Raw genomic sequence first — 19,479 nt, 5'->3', positions numbered from 1 at the left:
GGCTTGCCTAAGAACTTTCGGAGGGCCACATGACGGATCTGATCGACACCACGGAGATGTATCTCCGCACCATCCTCGAGCTCGAGGAGGAGAACATCGTGCCGCTGCGGGCGCGCATCTCGGAGCGCCTCGGCCACTCCGGTCCCACCGTCTCGCAGACCGTCGGACGAATGGAGCGCGACGGCCTCGTCGTGGTGTCCGAAGACCGCACGCTCGAGCTCACCGACGCCGGACGCCGCAAGGCCGTCGACGTCATGCGCAAGCACCGCCTCGCCGAGCGCCTGCTGTCCGACGTGATCGGGCTGGACTGGGCGTTCGTCCACGAGGAGGCCTGTCGCTGGGAGCACGTGATGAGCGAGCAAGTCGAGCGCCGTCTCGTCGAGCTCCTCGGTCACCCCACCGAGTCGCCGTACGGCAACCCGATCCCGGGACTCGACCAGCTCGGCGACCTTCCCGCCCGCACTTTCGACGAGGGCGTCATCGGCCTCGTGCAGCGGCTGAACGCCGCGGGCGAGCCGGTCGAGGGGACGGTTCGCCGTCTCGCCGAGCCGGCCCAGGTCGACCCCGAGCTCCTGGAGCAGCTGCGTGACGCGGGCGTCGTCCCTGGCGCGCGCGGAGACTTCCGCTTCAACGAGGGCTATGTGCTCATCCAGATGGACGGCAAGGAGGAGGGTCTGGAGCTCCCGGTCGAGCTCGCCTCGCACATCTTCCTCGTCGGCGAGCCCGCCTGATCGGCTCACCGAGGATTGTCAGTTTCCCAGGGTGACATGATCGTTATCTTCCGGTAACCTCGGTCAGGTCCTCAGCGAAGAAGCCCGCTGGGGGCGAACCGCGAAGATCCGCCTTCCGGCTCGTCGTCTTCCCGAGAGGGATGCGCTCGAACCCGAGCAGTGCATCCCTGCCCTGGGGCAGAGAGTGTCGACGAGCCAGCGCCACCCGAGGTGCGAGGGCTCAGGAGGACCACGTTTTGGCCGCAGACATCGAACCGACCGCGAAGACATCTGAAGACCCAGTACCCGCCCGACGCTCCGGCGCCCGGGTCGGCGTTCGGAAGATCGCAGCCCCTCTCCGGTCGGTGGCGATCTTCGGTGCCGTCGGCGCCCTCGTCGCCGCCGTCGCGCTCCCCGCCTACGCGGCGTCGAAGCCGACGGATGCCACCGCGCAGACCGTCCAGCAGCTCGCCGCCGTCGACGCGCAGTCGCTGGTCGTCGCCTCGGAGGCCACGGCCGCCCCGCTCGTGCGCGGTGCCTTCAGCGCCACCACCCCCGAGGAGATCGAGAAGAAGAAGGCCGAAGAGGCCGCTGCCGCCGCCGCCCGCGCCGCGGCCGCCGCCGCGTCCGCCTCCACGCCCTCCTCCGGCACGTTCAACACCGCGGGGTACGCGCTCGTGGCTCCGGGCTCGGGCGAGGTCCGCTATCCGCTGCCCCTCGGCTCCTGGAATGTCAGCCGCACCGTGGGCGGTGGTCACAACGGAGCCGACATGCTCGCTCCGGCCGGCACCCCGATCTACGCCGCCGCCTCGGGCGTCGTGCGCGCCTCCGCCGAGAGCATCGGCGGCTACGGCGTCGCGGTCATGCTCGACAGCGTCGTGGGTGGTCAGCGCGTGCAGACCACGTACGGGCACATGCTGTACGGGTCGCGCCAGGTGCAGGCCGGCCAGACGGTCGCGGCCGGTCAGCTGATCGGCTATGTGGGCAGCACCGGACGCTCGACCGCGAACCACCTCCACTTCGAGGTCTGGATCAACGGCGGCCTCGTCGAGCCGATGTCCTGGCTCTCCGTCAACGCCGGCTGAGCGGGACACGTTCTCGGTCATTCACCTCCCGTTTCGCCGCGGTCCCTGCGGGATGGGTTAGCCTGAACCCGTCGTCATACAGGCGGGAGAGGCTGATGGAGCGTACACCGAGCATCCGAACCATGGACGCTCTCGGTCGTCACGTCCTTCGGCATTGCCCGCAGGAATGCCGCGGTCCTGCCGCGCGCGAAAGGCGCCGTCTCTAGACGGCGCCTTTTCTCGTCCCTGCGAACACTCTTCCTCCTGCACGACGTCGTGTGAGTCGAGAGTGCCGGGAAGCCGTCCCGGCGGATCGAGAGGATGACGAATGCGCACACTGGTCCTGAATGCCGGATACGAGCCGCTGGCGATCGTGTCCTTCAAGAGAGCCCTCGTCCTGGTCATGAACGACAAGGCGACGGTCATCGAACGCGTCGAGGACGACCCCGTCTGGGGCACCCACGGCGTCTACGACCGCCCGGCGGTGATCATCCTCTCCCGTTACGTGCGCGTCCCCACGAGCCGGCGCGTCCCAGTGACCCGCCGCGGCGTGCTGCGACGCGATGGTCATCGCTGCGGATACTGCGGCAAGGCGGCCGCGACGATCGACCACGTCCTGCCGCGTTCGCGCGGCGGCGCGGACTCCTGGGAGAACCTCGTCGCGTGCTGCCTGCGCTGCAACAACCTCAAGAGCAACCGCACCCCGCAGGAGATGCGGTGGCAGCTGCGGTTCACGCCGCGCCCCCCGCACGGCACCGCATGGACGGTGCGCGGGGTGGAGCGCAGCGATCCTCGCTGGGAGCCCTACCTCGCCCTCGCCGCCTGACGGACGGCGCGAGGGCGCGCAGCCCTGGTCCCGTAGACTGGGCTGCGCGCCCTCGTAGCTCAGCAGGATAGAGCAGCCCTCTCCTAAAGGGCAGGTCGCAGGTTCGAATCCTGTCGAGGGCACTCCCGCTTCCGCACGCGTCAGGGCCGGCCGCGCCGCCACAGCTTCGACGGCCACCAGATGGCCTTGCCGATGTCGTAGGCCAGGGCCGGCACGAGCAGCGAGCGCACCACGAAAGTGTCAAGCAGTACTCCGAACGCGACGATGAACGCGAGCTGCACGAGGAAGAGGATCGGGATCACCGACAGCGCCGCGAAGGTCGCCGCCAGCACCAGGCCGGCGGAGGTGATGACGCCGCCGGTGATGGAGAGCCCGCGGAGGATGCCCTCCCTCGTCCCGTGCTGCTTCGACTCCTCCCGCACCCGCGTCATGAGGAAGATGTTGTAGTCGATGCCCAGGGCGACGAGAAACACGAAGCCGTAGAGCGGGACGGCGGGATCGGCGCCGGGGAAGTCGAAGACGCCGTTGAACACGAGCGCCGAGACGCCCATGGCGGTGCCGAAGGACAGCACCGTCGTCAGGATCAGCAGCACCGGCGCGAGGATCGAGCGCAGCAGCAGCATGAGGATGATCATGATCACGACGAGGATCACCGGGATGATGAGGTTGCGGTCGTGGATGGACGCGTCGTTCGTGTCGATCGAGGTGGCCGTCACCCCGCCCACCACGGCTCCGAGGTCGTCGAGCTCTCCGCGCAGCTCGCGCACGGTGGAGGCCGCGGCGGCGGAGTCGGCGGCGTCCGTCAGCGTCCCCTGCAGGAGCACCTGACCGTCGACCGTCGTGGGCTCCGGAGCGGGGGTCCCCGGAGGGCCGACGGCCGTGATCCCGTCCGCCGTCACCGGAGCGGACCCGCTCGGGGAATCGGCTGCGGTGACGGTCACCCCGTCGATCCCGTCGCTCGCGAGGAGCACGTCGGCGGCATCCTGCAGCCGGTCCTCGTCCACGATCACGGAGACCGGGCTCCCCGAGCCGCCGGGGAAGTGCTCGCCGAGCGCGACCTGGCCGTCGCGCGCCTCCGAAGCCCCGAGGACGAGGTCGGACTGCGGCACCCCCTGAGCGTCCAGCTGGGTGACCCCTGCCGCGCCGGCGAGGAGGACGAGCGTGGTCGCGATCCAGATCACGCGGGGACGCTTCTTGATGAGGCCGGACAGTCGCGCCCACAGCCCGGTGGTGCGCATGCCGTGCTCCTCGGCCACGACCTCGGGCTCGAAGCGGGGACGCCGCGGCCAGAAGACCGCGCGCCCGAACAGCAGCAGCAGCGAGGGCAGGAGCGTGAGCGCGGACAGCATCGCGAACACGATGCCGATCGCCGCGACCGGGCCGAGGGTGCTGTTCGACTTCAGGTCGCTGAGCAGCAGGCACAGGAGCCCCGCGATCACGGTGCCCCCGGACGCGACGATCGGCTCGACCGACCCCTTCCACGCGGCGAGGAGCGCGACGCCCTTGTCCTGCGCGACCCGCAGCTCCTCCCGGAACCGCGCGACGAACAGCAGCGCGTAGTCGGTGGCGGCGCCGATCACGAGGATGAAGAGGATGCCCTGGGTCTGCCCGCTGAGCAGCAGGATCTCCCACTTCGCCAGCCACCACACGACGAGGAGCGCGACGCACAGGGCGAACAGGCTCGTGGAGAGCACGACGAGCGGCAGCAGGAACGAGCGGTAGACGAGGACGAGGATCACGAGCACGGCGAGCAGGGCGACGCCGAGGAGGAGGCCGTCGATGCCGGCGAAGCCGGCGGCGAGGTCGGCCGTGAAGCCCGCAGGACCGGTGATGTAGACCGTGATGCCGTCCGGCACCGCGGCGCGCAGCTCGTCTCCGAGAGCGGTGGTGGCATCGCTGAGCTCGGCGTCGCCGTCGATCGGGATGAAGGCCTGCACGGCTCGGCCGTCCTCGGACGGAAGCGCCGGGGAGACGTCGTCCGCGACGCCCTCCACGTCGGGTGCGTCGGCCACCGCGTCGGAGATCGCCTCGAGCTCGGACGGCGTCAGCTCCTCCTCCGAGGTGAACACCGCGATCGCCGGGATGGCGTCGCTGTCGGTGAACTCGCCGAGGAGTTGCTGCACGGTCGTGGCGTCCGCGGACTCCGGGAGGTAGGTGGTCTGGTCGTTCGACGACACCTCGTCGACCTTCCCGAACAGCGGACCGCCGAAGGACGCGCCCGCCAGCCACACCAGGATGAGGGCGACGGGCAGGAACACCCGCAGCCAGGAGTGGCGTCGGGTGCGCGCGCGGGTCGGCGGCGTCGGTGCGGGGGCGGGGCGGGACATCGGGGGTCCTTTCGGGAGCGGTGGCGGGGGAGGCGACGCGGGGGTCAGGAGACCCAGGCGAGGATGAGGATCATCGTGGCGAGGAAGCCGGCGATGTAGTTCAGCGCGATGAACCGGCGCCAGGCGCGGTTCGTGCCGGCCGAGGTCTCGTCGGTGACGTTCCACCACGGCGCGGCGTTGACGATGTAGGGAAGCGCCAGCACGGCGGCGAGCGGTCCGGGCCAGGGGGTCAGCAGCATCGCGGCGCCGGCGATCGTCCAGAGCACGAGGGAGAGCCGGACGGTGGCCCTGGCGCCGATCACGGTCGCGATGGACGAGATGCCGCCCTCGCGGTCGGGTCCGATGTCCTGCACGGCGCCGAAGGCATGAGCCGCCATGCCCCAGAGGAAGAAGGCGACGAGGACGAGGACGGTGGTCGTCGTGACGGGGGCTCCGGCGAGGGAGAGGCCGACGAGGGCGGGACTGACGAAGTGGGTGCTCGAGGTCACGGAATCCAGGAAGGGCCGCTCCTTGAAGCGCAGCACCGGTGCCGAGTAGGCGAGGACGGCGAAGACGCTGACGGCGAGCCACAGCCAGGATGCCGGAGTGCCGACCGCGAACAGGTAGACGAGGAAGGGCACGTTCGTGACCGCCGCCGCCCACAGCGTCGCACGGTGGATCCGCGGGGACAGCAGCGCGCCCTCGATCCCGCCCTTGCGGGGGTTGGCCAGGTCGGAGGCGTAGTCGAAGACGTCGTTGATGCCGTACATGGCGAGGTTGTACGGGATGAGGAAGTACAGCGTCCCGATCACGAACGTCGCGTCGATCTCCCTGGTGCTCAACAGGTAGGCGGCGGCGAAGGGGAAGGCGGTGTTGATCCAGCTGATCGGTCGGGAGGAGAGGACGATCTGGGCGACGTCGCGGCCGAGGCCCCCGGTGCGGGACGTCTGATCGGTCATGCCTGCTCCTCCGTCCGGGCGGCGGCGCGTGTCCGGGAGCGGCGCCCGCGGAGGGCGGTCCACAGCGCGGGGAGCAGCAGCACCCCGGCCAGCGGGTAGGCGAAGTCCTCGATCGGGGCGAGCCCGATGTGCAGGCCGGCGAGCGGGCCGGGCGCGTAGTGGAAGAGCCCGGTGGCGATCATGACGGTGTCGAACACGGCGGTCAGCACGAGGAGGGCGAGGGTGGTCAGCGCGAGGGCGCCGAGGTGCGGAGTACGGCGCGCGGCGACGCCGAGGGCGACCGCGGCGAGGACGGCGACGGCGAGGAACACCGCGGACAGCTGCAGGTAGGTCATCGCGCCGCTCCTTCCGCCTCGGAAGTGCCGCGGCGGCGCTCCAGGACGCGCACGGCGCCGCCGTAGAGCACCATCGTGCACACGACGAGGAAGACGAGGAAGATCGGCTCTTCGAGAGGGAGTTCGGGAGCCAGGACGATGCCCGTGGCGATCGCCGCCTCACCGCGGAAGAAGATCCCCGCCGCGATACCGGCCACATCCCAGACGAGGAAGAAGGCGAGGCCGACGGCGGTGACGACAGTCGCCGCCACGGCATCGCGCCAGAAGAACAGGCGGAACCGCCAGTCCAGCAGCAGCATGCAGCCGAGGGAGACGAGCAGGGCGGCCAGGTAGATCGCGCCCATCATGCCCGCTCCGCGCTCGTCGGGCGTGGGGCCGGCTCCGGCAGCGGACCGGGGGAGTGGTCGCCCCGGATGCGCTTGAGCACGATCTCGGCGCTGATAAGGCACATCGGCACGCCCACACCGGGGGCGGTGGTCGCTCCGGCGTAGTACAGCCCCCGCACGCGCCGGGACGCGTTCTGCGCGCGGAACATCGCGCTCTGCGACAGGATGTGCGCGGGCCCGAGCATCCCGCCCCGCCAGGAGTGGTAGTCGTCGCGGAAGTCGGCCGGCCCCACGGTCTCCCGGACGACGATCCGCTCCCGCAGGTCGGGGATCCCCGCCCACGTCTCGATCATGTCGATCGCGGCGTCCGCAGCCTTCTCGACAGCCGCGGAGCCGGCGCCGTCGCTTCCCCCGTGCCCGAGATCGACGTCGGCCGGCACCGGCACCAGTACGAAGAGGTTCTCGTACCCGTCCGGCGCGACCCCGGCGTCGGTGGCGCTGGGACGGCAGACGTAGGTGGACGCCGGGCTGGGGACGGCAGGGGTGCGACCGAAGATCGCGTCGAAGTTCGCATCCCAGTCGTCGGTGAAGAAGAGCGAGTGATGGGGGAGCTCGGGCAGGGCGCCGCGGACGCCGAGCATCACGAGCACGCCGCCGGGCCCGCTCGTGCGCCGCGCCCACCAGGACTCCGGATAGGACTGCAGCGTCGGGGGCAGCAGCGCCGTCTCCGTGTGGTGCAGATCGGCGCCGGAGACCACGATGTCCGCGTCCTCCACGTGCTGGTGGCCGTCGCGGTCCGTCCAGCCGACCCCGGTCGCATGGGTCGCGCCGTCGGCATCCTGGGTGCGGATCCCGGTGACCTCCGCGCCGATGACGATCCGGGCGCCGGCATCCTGGGCCAGCGCCGCCAACCGTTCGACGACGCGCCAGAAGCCGCCCTGCGGATACAGCACGCCCTGGTCGAGGTCGAGCGCGCTCATCAGGTGGTACATCGCCGGGGCCGTCCGGGGATCGGTGCCGAGGAAGACCGCGGGGTAGCCCAGGATCTGGCGCAGCACCGGGTTCCGGAAGCGGCGGGCGGCGAAGGCCTGGAGGCGCGTGCCGAGCAGCGAGAAGAGCCGAGGGAGCGCGCGCACCACCTCGGGCGCGGCCAGCGTCCTGGTCCGGGTGAACGGGTTGTAGAGGAAGTAGCTCCTTGCCATGGCGCCGGCGTCGTGGGCGGAGGTGAGGTAGGTGTCGAGCGCGGCGGCGGAGCCGGGTTCCATCGACTCGAACAGCGCCGAGACGGCGTCCCGTCCGGCGGGCACCGTCACCGGGGCGTCGCCGGACTCGGGGGAGCGGAAGACGCGGTACCCCGGGTCGAGCAGGGTCAGGTCGAGCTGCTCCTCGGTGCTCGTGCCCATCATCGCGAAGTAGTGGTCGAACACCTCGGGCATCAGGTACCACGAGGGGCCGGAGTCGAATCGGAAGCCGTCGCGCTCGATGGTGCCGGCCCGTCCGCCGACGCGGTCGTTCTTCTCCAGCACCACGACGTCATGGCCGTCGCGTGCGAGCAGCCCGGCCGTGGCCAGGCCGGCCACGCCCGCGCCGATGATGACGATGCGGCTCATCGGTCCCGCTCCATGCTCGTCACCACGACGGCCCGCGCGGCGAGCAGCGCCTTGATCGGATCCGGCACGCGGACCCGCCGGCGGTACAGCTCCGCGGCCGGCGTCCGCGCGACCTTCCGGGTCAGGGCCGCGAAGAGTGCGAGGGCGCTGCGCACCGCGGCACGGGCGTCCTTCGGGAGCAGCGGGATCGCAGCTCTCGCGTCGGCGAGCTGACGGTGGACGGTGTCGACCCAGGAGTCGCGGTCGGCATCGGTGAGACGAGCTGAGCCGCCGAGGTAGCCGCGCTGCAGGCGGTCGGTGTCGTCGGCCAGATCGCGGAGGAAGTTCACGTTCTGGAACGCGGCTCCCAGCCGCCGAGCCCCGCGCTCGAGGATCTCGAGCTCGGCCGGCGTCCGCGTGGCGTCGCGGAGGAAGACCCGCAGGCACATGAGTCCCACGACCTCCGCCGACCCGTAGACGTACGCGGCGTGCGCGTCGGCGTCGTAGGCCGTGAAGCCGGAGTCACCGGCGATGTCGGCGCGCATCGAGTCGAAGAACGGCCGGGTGAGGTCCTCGCCGATCCCGCACTCGCGCGCCGTCCGCGCGAACGCGTGCAGGATGAGGTCGCTGCTGTAGCCGGTCCGCATCGACCGATGGGTCTCCGCGATGTACGAGTCCAGGGCGGCCGCCTGGGCGCCCGCGTCGAGCCCGGCCTCGGCGGCGACGCCGTCGACGATCTCGTCCGCGATGCGCACCATGGCGTAGATGTTCCGGACGTGCTGACGATGACGTCGCCCGAGGAGGCGGGTGGCCAGGCCGAACGATGTCGAATAGGTGCGGATCACGTCGGAGGTCGCGATCTCGGCGGTGCGGCTGAAGCGGCGCAGCGCCGCGTCGTCGCGATGCTCGGCGGGGGTCGCGGTCATCGGCTGCGGCCCTCGATCCGGTCGGCGAGCGCGAGGACCACGCGTCCTGCATCGGCGGAGAGCGTGCCCGCCTCCTCCGCTTCCGCGAGCACCGTCGAGACGGCGGCGAGCTGCTCCTCCACGAGACCGCGGACGAAGCCCTCCGCGCCGCATTCGCGGAGGCGGTCGCGCATCTCCGCCGCGTCCTCGACGCTCAGGTCGGTGGCTCCGAACCGCAGCTCGATGCTGGGCCAGTGGCTGGTCATCCGCGCGTAGGCGATGATCGCGGTCTCCTTGCCCTCGCGGAGGTCGGAATAGGGGTCCTTGCCGTGCGTCTCCGGATCCCCGAACACGCACAGCAGGTCGTCCTGCAGCTGGTAGGCGAGGCCGAGGTGGCCGCCGATCTCGGTCAGCTGTTCCTCGGCTGCCGTCGACGCCCCCGACAGGATGGCCGCCGCGCGGAGGGGGAGGACGAACGAATAGGCGGCCGTCTTCGACGCGCTCGTGGCGAGGATGGTGCGGAGGTCGGCCGCGATGATGCCGTCGCTGAGGGCGACGTCCGAGTGCTCGCCGGCGACGGTCTCGAACACCGTCGTCTCGAGGAGGGCGAGGAGCCGCTCCCGTCGCGTGGCGGGGATGTCGGCGCGGGCGAACCCGAGCACGGCACTGGACAGGAGGAGGTCTCCGAGGAGGATGGCGCTCGACCGGCCCCAATGCAGCGCCGCCTCGCCACCGGCATCGGGGCGACGGGAGACGAGGGAGCCGATGAGGTTGGGGCGGCGGCGGCGCGTGAGGTCGCCGTCGATCACGTCGTCGTGCAGGAGGAACGCGAAGTGCAGGAGCTCGACATGAGCGGCCACGTCGATCGCCCGGGCGGTGTCCTCCGCCGTGAGGGGAGCCGTGGTGAGCGCGGACAGGAGGTCCATGAGCATCCGCGGACGCAGGAGCTTCCCGCCGAGAGCGTGCTCGGCCGCGGTGTGCCACAGCGCGGCGAACTCCGCCCCGTAGTGCTCGGCGGCGACCGCGCGCTCGGCGAAGCGTCGTCGCAGCACCGCCTCGATGCGGGTGCCGAGGTCTTCCTCTGTCACTGTGACGGCCATGGCTCAGACCTCTCCGTGTCGTCGGAGGAGCGGGAGCTGCTCCGCGAGCCAGGGGCTGAAGGCGAAGGGGGTGCGGATGACCGCGGCGAGCAGGTCGTCCACGTCGACCCATTCCCACTCCGCCACCTCGTCGGGATTCGCGGCGGGCTGCCCGTCGATCACGGCGACGTGCACCGGGCAGATCTCGTTCTCCACGATGCCGCTCGCGTCCACGGCGCGGTAGCGGTAGTCGGGGAGGGCGAGGCGGATCTCGGTCACCTGGATGCCCAGTTCGTCGGAGCCACGCCGGCGCACCGCGTCGGTCATGTCCTCGCCGGGCTGCGGGTGCCCGCAGAAGCTGTTGGTCCAGACGCCGGGCCACGTGCGCTTGCCGAGGGCGCGACGGGTGACGAGCAGGCGTCCCTCCCGATCCTGCACGTAGCAGGAGAAGGCGAGGTGGAGGGGCGTGTCGGTCGTGTGGACTTCGCTCTTGGGCAGGATGCCGACGGCAGTCCCGTCTTCGGCGAGGAGTGTGACGTTGTCCATGGCGCCCTCTCGTCGTTTAGCTAACCTGGCGAAATATCAACTTAGCATGAAGCTGTTGGTGTGTAACATGATCGCATGCACTCCGAGCCCCGCACCACCCCGGTCGCCGAGGCGCCGGCGACCGCGGGGCCGGACGACCTGACCCATGGCGCGATCTACGACGTCGAGGCCAGCGATCCGCGCAGCACGCTCATCGACCGCTCCGGCGTCGCGCCGGAGGATCTGCGGCAGATCGCTCGCGTCATGGAGGTGCTCGGCGGATTGCGCGACGCCGAGCAGCGGCTGTCGCAGGCGTCGCGCCGGTACATGCAGCTGAACGAGACCGACATGCGGGCGCTGCACTATCTGATCGTGTGCGCGAATCGGTCGCTGGTGGCGACCCCCAGCGGGATCGCCCATCACCTCGGGGTCTCGACCGCAGCGACGACGAAGCTGCTCGACCGGCTCGAGAAGGGCGGGCACATCCGGCGCTCGCCGCATCCCACAGACCGACGGGCCCTCGCGATCACGATCACTCCGGAGACCAGGCACGCCGCGATGGAGACGGTCGGGCGGCAGCAGGCCAAGCGCTTCTACGCGGCCGCGCGGTTGTCGGCGGCGGAGCGCGATGTGGTGATCCGGTTCCTCCAGGACATGACGGAGGAGATCACCCTGCGTGACGAGCCGTGGGCCGCGCAGGGCGCACACGAAGATCCCGCCCGACCGTGAGGTGGGGCGGGACCGGATCAATGAGCGGCGCGGTACGCGTCCAGGATGGGGGCCGGAACTCGTCCCCGCTCCGAGAGCGTGTACCCGTTCTCCTTCGCCCAGGCGCGGATCGCCGCGACCTCGGGGTTGCGTGAGGGCCGCTTCCGCGACGAGGAGGAGGACGAGGAGCGCCCTCCGCCGGTGGACGCACCGGATCCCGCCCGACGCCCTGCCGTGATGTACGGCTCGAGGGCCTGGCGCAATTCCTCGGCGTGCGCGGAATTCAGATCGATCTCGTAGGAGGTGCCGTTCAGCGAGAAATGCACGGTCTCGCCCTCTCCGACCTCCAGGACGGTGCCGTCGATATCGTCGACCAGCTGGTGCACAATTCGTCTCGCCATGACGGCGACTTTATCGCGGCGGCGGGAATGCGCACAACAAAAGCCGCTCCTTCATGGCGCCGTATGACGCGGTCGCGGAGAATGCCCGATTCAGGGAAGCAGACCCGCGCGACGTGCTTTGGTCACGGCGGCATGCCGCGTCGACGCGTCCAATTTCGACATCGCGGTGCCGAGATAGGCCTTGACGGTGCCTTCCCGCAGACCGAGATGCGCGGCGATCTCCGCATTCGTCGATCCGAGGGCGGCGCACGCGAGCACGTCGGTCTCGCGCGGGGAGAGGTGGATGACGGGAACGGGGCCGGTCGTCGTCGGGAGGTCGTCGCCGGCGAGGGTCAGCAGTCGGCGCTCGACCTGCGCCAGCCGCGCGCGGATGCCGGCGTCGTCGACGGTGGCGGCGATGCTGCGCAGCTCCGCGAAGCTCTCCCGCAACTCCTCGCGCTGGGCCGGCGCGACGGCGGCGGGCGACGGGGACGCGGCCCGCAGACGGCGCTGCACCTCGTCACGGATGCGCAGCTCATCGGCGACGGATTGGGCGACCTGCATCGCCGGTGCCGTCGTCACGCCGCCGATCCTCTCCTCGGCCCAGGCGCCGGCATAGAGCACGCCGCGGGGGCGGCCCTGGACGACGATCGGCAGGGCGAGCAGTGTCCGCAGGCCTTCGCCGAGCACGAAGACGTCGTAGTCGTGGGTGATCTGGCGGGAGGAGCCGTAGTCGCTCGTCATCCGCGGGCGCAGCTCCATCATGGCGCGGCCACCGAGACCGCGCTCGGGGCGCACGCGGAGCCCGTCGAGAGCGCGGGTGCGGGCCCCGACGATGCTCGTGACGCTCACGACGCCCTCTTCGATCAGCCCGCCGAAAGCGACGGGGAAGCGCGTGCGCCGCGCGAGCTCGCGCACCGCGTTGGCGACGAGCTCCGCCTCGGATTCGACGGTGATCGGAGAGCTCACGAATACCTACTTTCGGGGGTGACGGCACCGTTCCCCGTTTCGTAGCGTCGACCCTACCACTCGGGCGGCGACAGCCGCGCGTGCAGCGGACATGTGGCAAGGAGGCCCCATGAGCGAACAGGTTCCGACCCCTCAGAACGGTGCGATCGATTATGTCGCCGTCGAGCAATCCCCTCGATTCTTGAGATTGAAACGGACGCAGCGGTCCTTCATCTTCCCCCTCGCCGCGTTCTTCCTCGTGTGGTATTTCGTCTACGTGCTGCTGGCGGCATTCGCCCGCGATTTCATGGCGCAACGCGTCTGGGGGGATATCACCGTCGGGCTGCTCTTCGGGCTCGGTCAGTTCGTGACGACATTCGCCATCACGATGGCGTATGTCGCATTCGCGAATAGGAAGCTCGACCCCCTGGCGTCCGAGATCCGTGAAGAACTCGAGAAGGCGCAGGCGGACGCATGACCATCATCCGCACGGCTACCGAGGATGTCGCCCTCGACATCAACCCGGTGTTCAACATCTCGATCTTCCTCGCCTTCGTCGCGGTGACGTTGTTCATCGTGATCCGCGCCAGTCGGAACAACAAGACGGCCGCCGACTACTACGCGGCCGGTCGTTCCTTCACCGGGCCCCAGAACGGATTCGCGATCGCCGGCGACTACCTCTCCGCCGCGTCGTTCCTCGGCATCTGCGGCGCCATCGCGATCAACGGGTACGACGGATTCCTCTACTCCATCGGATTCCTCGTCGCCTGGCTGGTCGCGCTGCTGCTCGTGGCGGAGCTCATGCGCAACACCGGCAAGTTCACGATGGCGGACGTGCTCTCGTTCCGCTTGAAGCAGCGTCCGGTGCGGATGGCGGCGGCGATCACCACGCTCGCGGTCTGCTTCTTCTACCTCCTCGCGCAGATGGCGGGGGCGGGCGGTCTCGTGTCCCTGCTGCTCGGGATCGACGGGCGCGTCGGGCAGTCGGTCGTCATCGCCGTGGTCGGCATCCTCATGATCGTCTACGTGCTCATCGGCGGCATGAAGGGCACCACCTGGGTGCAGATCGTCAAGGCAGTGCTCCTCATCGGCGGTGCCCTGGCGATGACGATCTGGGTCCTCGCGATCAACGGCTTCAGCCTGAACACCCTCCTGGAGGCCGCGGTGGCCAACTCCGACAAGGGCGAGGCGGTACTGGCGCCCGGTCTGCAGTACGGCGCCAACCCGTGGGACTTCCTGTCGCTGGGCATGGCCCTCGTGCTCGGCACCGCGGGTCTGCCGCACGTGCTCATGCGCTTCTACACCGTGCCGACGGCCAAGGAGGCACGGCGTTCGGTGGTGTGGGCGATCTGGCTGATCGGCGGGTTCTACCTGCTCACGCTGGTGCTCGGTTACGGAGCCGGTGCGCTCGTCGGCGCCGATGTGATCGCCGCGGCACCCGGGGGAGTGAACTCCGCCGCCCCGCTGCTGGCGTTGAAGCTCGGCGGTCCGGTGCTCCTCGGGTTCATCTCCGCGGTGGCGTTCGCCACGATCCTCGCGGTCGTCGCCGGACTCACCATCACGGCGGCGGCGTCGTTCGCCCACGACATCTACGCGAACGTCATCCAGAAGGGGCGCAAGGACGCCTCGGGGAAGCCGGTCGAGCCCGATCCCAACGGCGAGGTCCGCGTGGCGCGTCGTACCGTGATCGTCATCGGCATCCTCGCGATCGTCGGCGGCATCGGGGCGCAGGGGCAGAACATCGCCTTCCTCGTGGCGCTCGCCTTCGCGGTGGCGGCGTCGGCCAACCTGCCGACGATCCTCTACTCGCTGTTCTGGCGCCGGTTCACGACGCGGGGCGCGGTGTGGAGCATGTACGGCGGGCTCGGTTCGGCGATCATCCTCATCATCCTGTCGCCCGTGTTCTCCGGCACGCCGACGTCGATGATCCCCGGGATCGACATCGCCGTCTGGCCGTTGAACAACCCGGGCATCGTGTCCATACCGCTCGGGTTCGCGCTCGGCTGGCTCGGGACCGTCACCAGCACGCGGCGCGAGTCTCCCGAGCTGGCGGCCGAGATGGAGGTGCGCTCGCTCACCGGCTTCGGCGCGGAGAAGGCCGTCGACCACTGACGCGACCTCCTCGGGTGCGGGCCCGGCGGCCTACTCGCCGGGCCCGCACCCCAGGAGCGGGGTTCATCGCGACTCGAGGTCCAGCAGGAAGCGCTTCCGCTCCGGATGGCCGCCGTAGTGCCCCGCGGAGCCGTCGGATCGCACGACCCGGTGCACGGGCACGATGATCGAGAACGGCGTGAGGCGGCACGCCGTCCCGACGGCGCGCGCCGCCCCCGGGTGGCCGGCCAGCACCGCGACCTCCCCGTAGCTCAGGGTCTGGCCCCAGGGGATGTCGCACACGGTGTGCAGCGCCGCCCGGTGGAAACCCTCCACGAGACGCCAGTCGAGACGCAGATGCTCGTCGAAGCGCACGGGGTCGCCGTCGAAGTACGCGTCCAGGAGCGGGACGAGCTCGTCGGCCGCGCCCGGGTCGGGCTCCGGGACGGCACCGAGCTGCCGCGAGACGCTTTCGAGCAGCCACGGCACCTGCGGGTCTGCGGACTCGGAGAGGTCGAAGCGCACGATGCCCTCGTCGGAGAAGACCGCGAGGGCGTCGCCGAAGGGCGTCGGAGCGAAGTCATAGCGGAAAGTCATGTCCCCATCCTGGCCGCCGAATCCGGGCGCAGAACGGCGCGAGACGGAGCGGTTCCGCGTTCGGTGGAGAACGGCAGCGTGCGGACACGAGGGGAGGAGTAGTCGGCGGAGCGCGGTGCCGGGCTGTTTTTCACCGGAAACCCGCCGTGGATACCGATCTCCGACGGTGTCGCGCCTAGGGTGTGAGTGTGTGGCGACGGGAAAGCAGGTCTGCGAACAGCACAGCGGTGGACAACGCTGTGTCCCTCGGTGACCTGCACGACTCGTCCACCGGAGTCGGGATCGCGCACGCCGCCGAGGCCGAGCGCACGCGCCTGCGGGCCGAAGCCGCCGATCTGGGCGGCCCTTCGCCGCTGAGCAGCTTCCGCGACGGGCCGGAATCCGGCATCGACATCTCCAAGGCGCACCCGGGCAGTCTCCCGCAGTTCATCACCGGCAAGTCGACGCTCCTCTCCAACCTCTTCCGCGACGAGGTGGGCCTGCGTACCGCGCGGCTGGCCGCCGAGCGCATCACGGCCAAGAACACCGAGCTGCGCACGGTCCGCGGCATCGAAGCCGTGCACCTGGCCGTCGGCGTCGCGCGGTGGCGCATCGGCGGGGCGACCTTCGCCGCCCCTGTCCTGTTGCGACCCCTCGCGATCCGCCGCCATCACACCGACTTCGAGCTCAAGCTGCAGGGGGCGTTCGAGGTGAATCCGGAGCTCGTCCGGGTCGCCCGCGAGCACTTCGGGCTGTCGCTCGACGCCTCAGCCCTCGCGGCGCTCGCCTACGACGGCGGCATCTTCAAGCCGCAGCCGGTGATCGACAGCCTGCGCGGTCTGACCCGATCGATCGAGACGTTCTCCGTCGAGCCTCGACTCGTCGTCTCCACCTTCGCCGATGTCGCTGGCGCCATGGCCCAGGACGGCGGCAGCCTCGACCACCCGGTCCTCAACGCCCTCGGCGGCCACGTCGGCGATCGCGAGCAGGTCACGGCACCGCGCGCCGTCCCGCACCACGTCGGTCCGGACGACCGCGCGCCCGCCTCGGACACGCTCCTCCTCGACGCGGATGCCGAGCAGGAGGCGGTGCTGGCCCGCATCACCGCCGGTCACTCCCTCACGGTGGCGACGCTGCCGGGCACCGGCGGTACGCAGACCGTCATCAACGCGCTGGGCGAGCTCGTCCGCGCCGGCAAGAAGGTGCTCGTCGTCTCGGCCCGCCGGTCGACGCTCGACGGCGTGCGCCACCGCCTCGCCGGCATCGGCCTCGACAGCCTCGCGGTGTCCCCGGCGAGCCTGCGCCGAGACCTCGTCCGTGCGATCGGCAGGAACGAGAAGGCGACCGCGCCCAAGGTGAGCGAGGTCGACGACGCGCTCGTGCGGCTGCGCACGGTGCTCCGCGACTATCGCGACGCTCTGACCGTTCCGATCCCCGGCCTCGACGCCTCCGTCCTGGACGCGACCAGGCACCTCACCCGTCTCGCGTCCCTGCCGGTCCCGCCGTCGACCACGGCCCGACTGAGCGTGGACGCCCTGCGCCGGCTCGCGCAGGATCGCACCGAGGCGGCCGCCGCACTGGCTCAGGCCGCACGACTCGGCGAGTTCCGCGTCGGACCGAACGATTCGCCCTGGTACGGCGTCACCTTCGGCAGCACCGAGGCCGCCCGCGCCGCCCACGAGCTCGCCGGGCGCCTCCATGCCGTCAGCGTGCCCGCCCTGCTGGAGCGCGGCTACGAGCTCATCGCGCAGACGCACATGCGACCGTTCTCGACGATCGACGAGCTCGGCGACTACCTCGAGCTGCTGCAGGGCATCCGCGACACCCTGGACCGGTTCAGCCCGACGGTGTTCGAGCGTCCGCTCGGGGAGCTCATCCAGGCGCACGGCTCCCGCCGGGACGCACCCGGGATGTCCGGAGCGAACCGTCGCCGCCTCCGCCGCCTCGCGAAGGAGTACGTCCGCCCCGGCGTGCACGTGACGGAGATGCACGAGGCGCTGCTGCGCATTCAGACCCAGCGCACCCAGTGGCAGCGCTACGTCGACGCGGGCGTCGCGCCGGAGATCCCGCTCGGCCTCGCCGACGTGTTCGCCTCCTGGCAGCGGGTGGAGGCTGAGCTGGCAGAGCTGGATGCGGCACTCGGCCGCCGCGAACCGCTGTCCTCGCTGCCGGTCGCGCGACTCGTGCGCATGCTCGCGGGTCTCGCCGCGAAGTCCGACGTCTTCGAGAACCTCGTCGAGCGCGCGCAGCTGCGTGACAAGCTCGCCCTCCTCGGCCTGGAGCCGCTGCTGACCGAGCTCTCGGTGCGCCATGTCTCCGAAGCGCGGGTGGGGGACGAGCTCGAGTTCGCCTGGTGGCAGTCCCTCCTCGAGCGCGCGCTGCAGGACAACCGCGCGCTGCTCGGAGCGAACACCGCCGTGGTCGACCGCCTCGAGCGCGACTTCCGGCTGGTCGACGAGGCGCACGCGGCGATGGCCGGACCGCTGCTCGCCTGGCAGCTCGCGAACCAGTGGCGCATCGCCATCGTCGACGAGCCCGAGCAGTCGCAGAACCTGCGCCGGGCCCTCACGCAGTCCGCGACGACGGCGGCCGAGGTCGTCAGCGCCGCGCCGACCCTCGTCGACGTCCTGGCTCCGGTCTGGATCTCGTCGCCCTACCTCGTCCCGGAGATCCCGGACGCGGTGGAGTTCGACACCGTGCTCCTCGTCGACGCCGCGGCCATCAACCTCGCCGAGGCGGCCCCGGCGATCCGCCGTGCCCGGCAGGTCGTCGCCTTCGGAGACCCGGTCACGCAGCGGCCCTCTCCCTTCCGCATCGCGGTCGACCCCGCGGAGGACTGGGAGGAGGAGGTCCCGTTCGACGAGGTCTCCGTCTTCGAGCGACTGTCCGAGCTGTTCCCCGTGATGACGCTGACCCGGAGCTACCGTGCCGGCGGTGAGGACCTCGCGGAGCTCATCAACGACGCGTTCTACGGTGGCGAGATCGTCTCCCTTCCGTGGGCGGGGTCGTACCTGGGCCGCGGCAGCCTCACCGTCGACTACGTCGAAGGGGGCACCGGGACGCCCGATCCCGTGTCCGGCGCCGTCGAGAGCCCGGACGCCGAGGTCGCCCGCGTCGTCACGCTCGTCGTCGAGCACGCGGTGCACCGCCCGACGGAGTCGCTCATGGTGGTCACCGCCAGCACCCGTCACGCGGAGCGCGTGCGGGCCGCCGTGACCGCCGCCTTCGCCGGCCGCTCCGACGTCGCCGACTTCGTCGCCCGCGACACCGCGGAGCCGTTCGCCGTGCTCACCCTCGAAGAGTCCGTCGCCGAGAGCCGCGACCGCGTCATCTTCTCGCTCGGCTTCGGACTCACCAAGCACGGCCGCGTCCTCAGCGACTTCGGCGACCTGTCGACGCCGGACGGCGAGCGGCTGCTGACCGTCGGGATGACCCGGGCGCGGCGCTCCATGGTGATCGTCTCGTCCATCCGCCCCTCGGCCTTCGACGACGGGCGTCTCGAGCACGGCGCGGCCACGCTCATGTCGATCCTCGGCGGTCTCGCGGCCCGCGCCCGCGACGCGCGCCTGGAGGATCTGGCCGACCCGCTCACGCTCGCACTGGCCAGGGAGCTCCGGCGTCTCGGCGCTTCCGTTGACGTCGACTACCGGGGGCTCCTGCCGCTCGTGGCGCAGCACAACGGCAAGGCCGTCGTGATCGAGTCCGATCCGGAGTCCCGGGGAGAGTCGCTGCGCGAGACGCTCCGGCTGCGCCCGCATGTGCTCCGCCGCCTCGGCTGGCACTACGTCCGCGTCCACGCGTTCGACCTCTACAGCGACCCGCGTACGGTGGCGTCCCGGATCGCGACGGTGCTCGGCATCTCGGAGTCGACCCCGCGCGCGGAGAACGACACGCAGCCCCTCGACCTCGGCGACCACCGGAATGACTGACGGCCGTGACGAGCCGCGTCAGCGGGTCGTCCGGGTGCCGGGCTCCCGGCGGGCGCGTCTGACGCCCGTCGAGGGCAGCGACCCGGCGCCGGAGGTCCCGGGGGGTGAGACGCCGCGCCGGTCCGCCCCCGGCGATCGGAAGGGTCCCAACGACGACCAGCTCCTCCGCGACGTGCCTCCGCACTACTGAGGCGGCCGCACCCGGAACGAGAAAGACCCACGG

Annotated in this window: 19 protein-coding genes and 1 tRNA gene; 9 read left to right on the top strand and 11 right to left on the bottom strand. The window is 70.8% G+C overall.

Annotated features, from left to right (window positions below; translation table 11 throughout):
• Nucleotides 1–29: 29 nt before the first annotated feature.
• The 4 genes from B7W94_RS09635 (at nucleotide 30) to B7W94_RS09620 (ending at nucleotide 2,722) form a co-directional block, all read left to right on the top strand.
• Entirely contained in the window at nucleotides 30–731 is a 702-nt protein-coding gene (locus B7W94_RS09635; protein WP_025105536.1) for a metal-dependent transcriptional regulator, read from the top strand.
• 344 nt (nucleotides 732–1,075) lie between these two features.
• A complete protein-coding gene (locus B7W94_RS09630) occupies nucleotides 1,076–1,795 on the top strand; it encodes a M23 family metallopeptidase (protein ID WP_231729484.1) in 720 nt (239 codons plus the stop codon).
• A 307-nt stretch (nucleotides 1,796–2,102) separates the two neighbouring features.
• Nucleotides 2,103–2,600 carry an HNH endonuclease gene (locus tag B7W94_RS09625; RefSeq protein ID WP_025105538.1) on the top strand — a complete coding sequence of 166 codons (498 nt, stop codon included), beginning with the start codon at nucleotides 2,103–2,105 and terminating at the stop codon, nucleotides 2,598–2,600.
• Nucleotides 2,601–2,648: 48 nt separating this feature from the next.
• A tRNA-Arg gene (locus B7W94_RS09620) sits at nucleotides 2,649–2,722 on the top strand.
• 18 nt (nucleotides 2,723–2,740) lie between these two features.
• Here B7W94_RS09620 and B7W94_RS09615 read toward each other — a convergent pair.
• Genes B7W94_RS09615 through idi form a run of 8 tightly spaced genes read right to left on the bottom strand, consistent with a single transcriptional unit; the run spans nucleotide 2,741 to nucleotide 10,645 of the window.
• Entirely contained in the window at nucleotides 2,741–4,927 is a 2,187-nt protein-coding gene (locus tag B7W94_RS09615; protein ID WP_085606189.1) for an MMPL family transporter, read from the bottom strand.
• A 44-nt stretch (nucleotides 4,928–4,971) separates the two neighbouring features.
• Nucleotides 4,972–5,865 (bottom strand): prenyltransferase, encoded by an 894-nt coding sequence (locus tag B7W94_RS09610; RefSeq protein WP_085606187.1) that lies wholly within the window; start codon nucleotides 5,863–5,865, stop codon nucleotides 4,972–4,974.
• Nucleotides 5,862–6,200 (bottom strand): lycopene cyclase domain-containing protein, encoded by a 339-nt coding sequence (locus tag B7W94_RS09605; RefSeq protein ID WP_085606185.1) that lies wholly within the window; start codon nucleotides 6,198–6,200, stop codon nucleotides 5,862–5,864. The genes B7W94_RS09610 and B7W94_RS09605 overlap by 4 nt, the downstream gene beginning before the upstream one ends.
• A complete protein-coding gene (locus B7W94_RS09600) occupies nucleotides 6,197–6,544 on the bottom strand; it encodes a lycopene cyclase domain-containing protein (protein WP_085606184.1) in 348 nt (115 codons plus the stop codon). The genes B7W94_RS09605 and B7W94_RS09600 overlap by 4 nt, the downstream gene beginning before the upstream one ends.
• Entirely contained in the window at nucleotides 6,544–8,136 is a 1,593-nt protein-coding gene (crtI, locus tag B7W94_RS09595; RefSeq protein WP_085606182.1) for a phytoene desaturase family protein, read from the bottom strand. The genes B7W94_RS09600 and crtI overlap by 1 nt, the downstream gene beginning before the upstream one ends.
• Nucleotides 8,133–9,041 carry a phytoene/squalene synthase family protein gene (locus B7W94_RS09590; RefSeq protein ID WP_085606180.1) on the bottom strand — a complete coding sequence of 303 codons (909 nt, stop codon included), beginning with the start codon at nucleotides 9,039–9,041 and terminating at the stop codon, nucleotides 8,133–8,135. The genes crtI and B7W94_RS09590 overlap by 4 nt, the downstream gene beginning before the upstream one ends.
• The gene (locus B7W94_RS09585; protein ID WP_025105545.1) at nucleotides 9,038–10,120 is read right to left on the bottom strand and encodes a polyprenyl synthetase family protein; all 1,083 of its coding nucleotides are present in this window, start codon (nucleotides 10,118–10,120) and stop codon (nucleotides 9,038–9,040) included. The genes B7W94_RS09590 and B7W94_RS09585 overlap by 4 nt, the downstream gene beginning before the upstream one ends.
• Before the next feature lie 3 nt (nucleotides 10,121–10,123).
• Nucleotides 10,124–10,645, bottom strand: a complete 522-nt coding sequence (gene idi / locus B7W94_RS09580) for an isopentenyl-diphosphate Delta-isomerase (RefSeq protein WP_025105546.1) — start codon at nucleotides 10,643–10,645, stop codon at nucleotides 10,124–10,126.
• A gap of 75 nt (nucleotides 10,646–10,720) precedes the next feature.
• Between idi and B7W94_RS09575 the strand changes: the two genes are divergently transcribed.
• Nucleotides 10,721–11,353 carry a MarR family winged helix-turn-helix transcriptional regulator gene (locus B7W94_RS09575; protein WP_085606178.1) on the top strand — a complete coding sequence of 211 codons (633 nt, stop codon included), beginning with the start codon at nucleotides 10,721–10,723 and terminating at the stop codon, nucleotides 11,351–11,353.
• A gap of 17 nt (nucleotides 11,354–11,370) precedes the next feature.
• Here B7W94_RS09575 and B7W94_RS09570 read toward each other — a convergent pair whose 3' ends face one another.
• Both B7W94_RS09570 and B7W94_RS09565 read right to left on the bottom strand, forming a co-directional pair.
• Nucleotides 11,371–11,733, bottom strand: coding sequence for a histone-like nucleoid-structuring protein Lsr2 (locus B7W94_RS09570; protein ID WP_025105548.1), 363 nt, complete (start codon nucleotides 11,731–11,733; stop codon nucleotides 11,371–11,373).
• A gap of 90 nt (nucleotides 11,734–11,823) precedes the next feature.
• Nucleotides 11,824–12,681: a LuxR C-terminal-related transcriptional regulator gene (locus tag B7W94_RS09565; RefSeq protein ID WP_025105549.1), complete on the bottom strand. Its 858-nt coding sequence runs from the start codon at nucleotides 12,679–12,681 to the stop codon at nucleotides 11,824–11,826.
• Between the two features lie 109 nt (nucleotides 12,682–12,790).
• Between B7W94_RS09565 and B7W94_RS09560 the strand changes: the two genes are divergently transcribed.
• Both B7W94_RS09560 and B7W94_RS09555 read left to right on the top strand, forming a co-directional pair.
• A complete protein-coding gene (locus B7W94_RS09560; RefSeq protein WP_060921784.1) occupies nucleotides 12,791–13,138 on the top strand; it encodes a DUF485 domain-containing protein in 348 nt (115 codons plus the stop codon).
• Nucleotides 13,135–14,772: a solute symporter family protein gene (locus tag B7W94_RS09555; RefSeq protein ID WP_085606176.1), complete on the top strand. Its 1,638-nt coding sequence runs from the start codon at nucleotides 13,135–13,137 to the stop codon at nucleotides 14,770–14,772. The genes B7W94_RS09560 and B7W94_RS09555 overlap by 4 nt, the downstream gene beginning before the upstream one ends.
• Nucleotides 14,773–14,835: 63 nt before the next feature.
• Here the strand turns inward: B7W94_RS09555 and B7W94_RS09550 are convergent, their stop codons facing one another.
• Nucleotides 14,836–15,348, bottom strand: a complete 513-nt coding sequence (locus B7W94_RS09550) for a methylated-DNA--[protein]-cysteine S-methyltransferase (protein ID WP_085606174.1) — start codon at nucleotides 15,346–15,348, stop codon at nucleotides 14,836–14,838.
• Between the two features lie 227 nt (nucleotides 15,349–15,575).
• Here B7W94_RS09550 and B7W94_RS09545 point away from each other — a divergent pair, with 227 nt between their 5' ends.
• Both B7W94_RS09545 and B7W94_RS09540 read left to right on the top strand, forming a co-directional pair.
• Nucleotides 15,576–19,256, top strand: coding sequence for an ATP-binding protein (locus tag B7W94_RS09545; RefSeq protein ID WP_085606172.1), 3,681 nt, complete (start codon nucleotides 15,576–15,578; stop codon nucleotides 19,254–19,256).
• A complete protein-coding gene (locus B7W94_RS09540; RefSeq protein ID WP_025105554.1) occupies nucleotides 19,249–19,446 on the top strand; it encodes a hypothetical protein in 198 nt (65 codons plus the stop codon). The genes B7W94_RS09545 and B7W94_RS09540 overlap by 8 nt, the downstream gene beginning before the upstream one ends.
• The last annotated feature ends 33 nt before the right edge of the window (nucleotides 19,447–19,479 follow it).

Source organism: Microbacterium sp. LEMMJ01, assembly GCF_002114135.1.
GTDB lineage: Bacteria > Actinomycetota > Actinomycetes > Actinomycetales > Microbacteriaceae > Microbacterium.
Note: the sequence above shows the minus strand (reverse complement) of the source record. Positions and strands in the feature narration are given on the sequence as shown.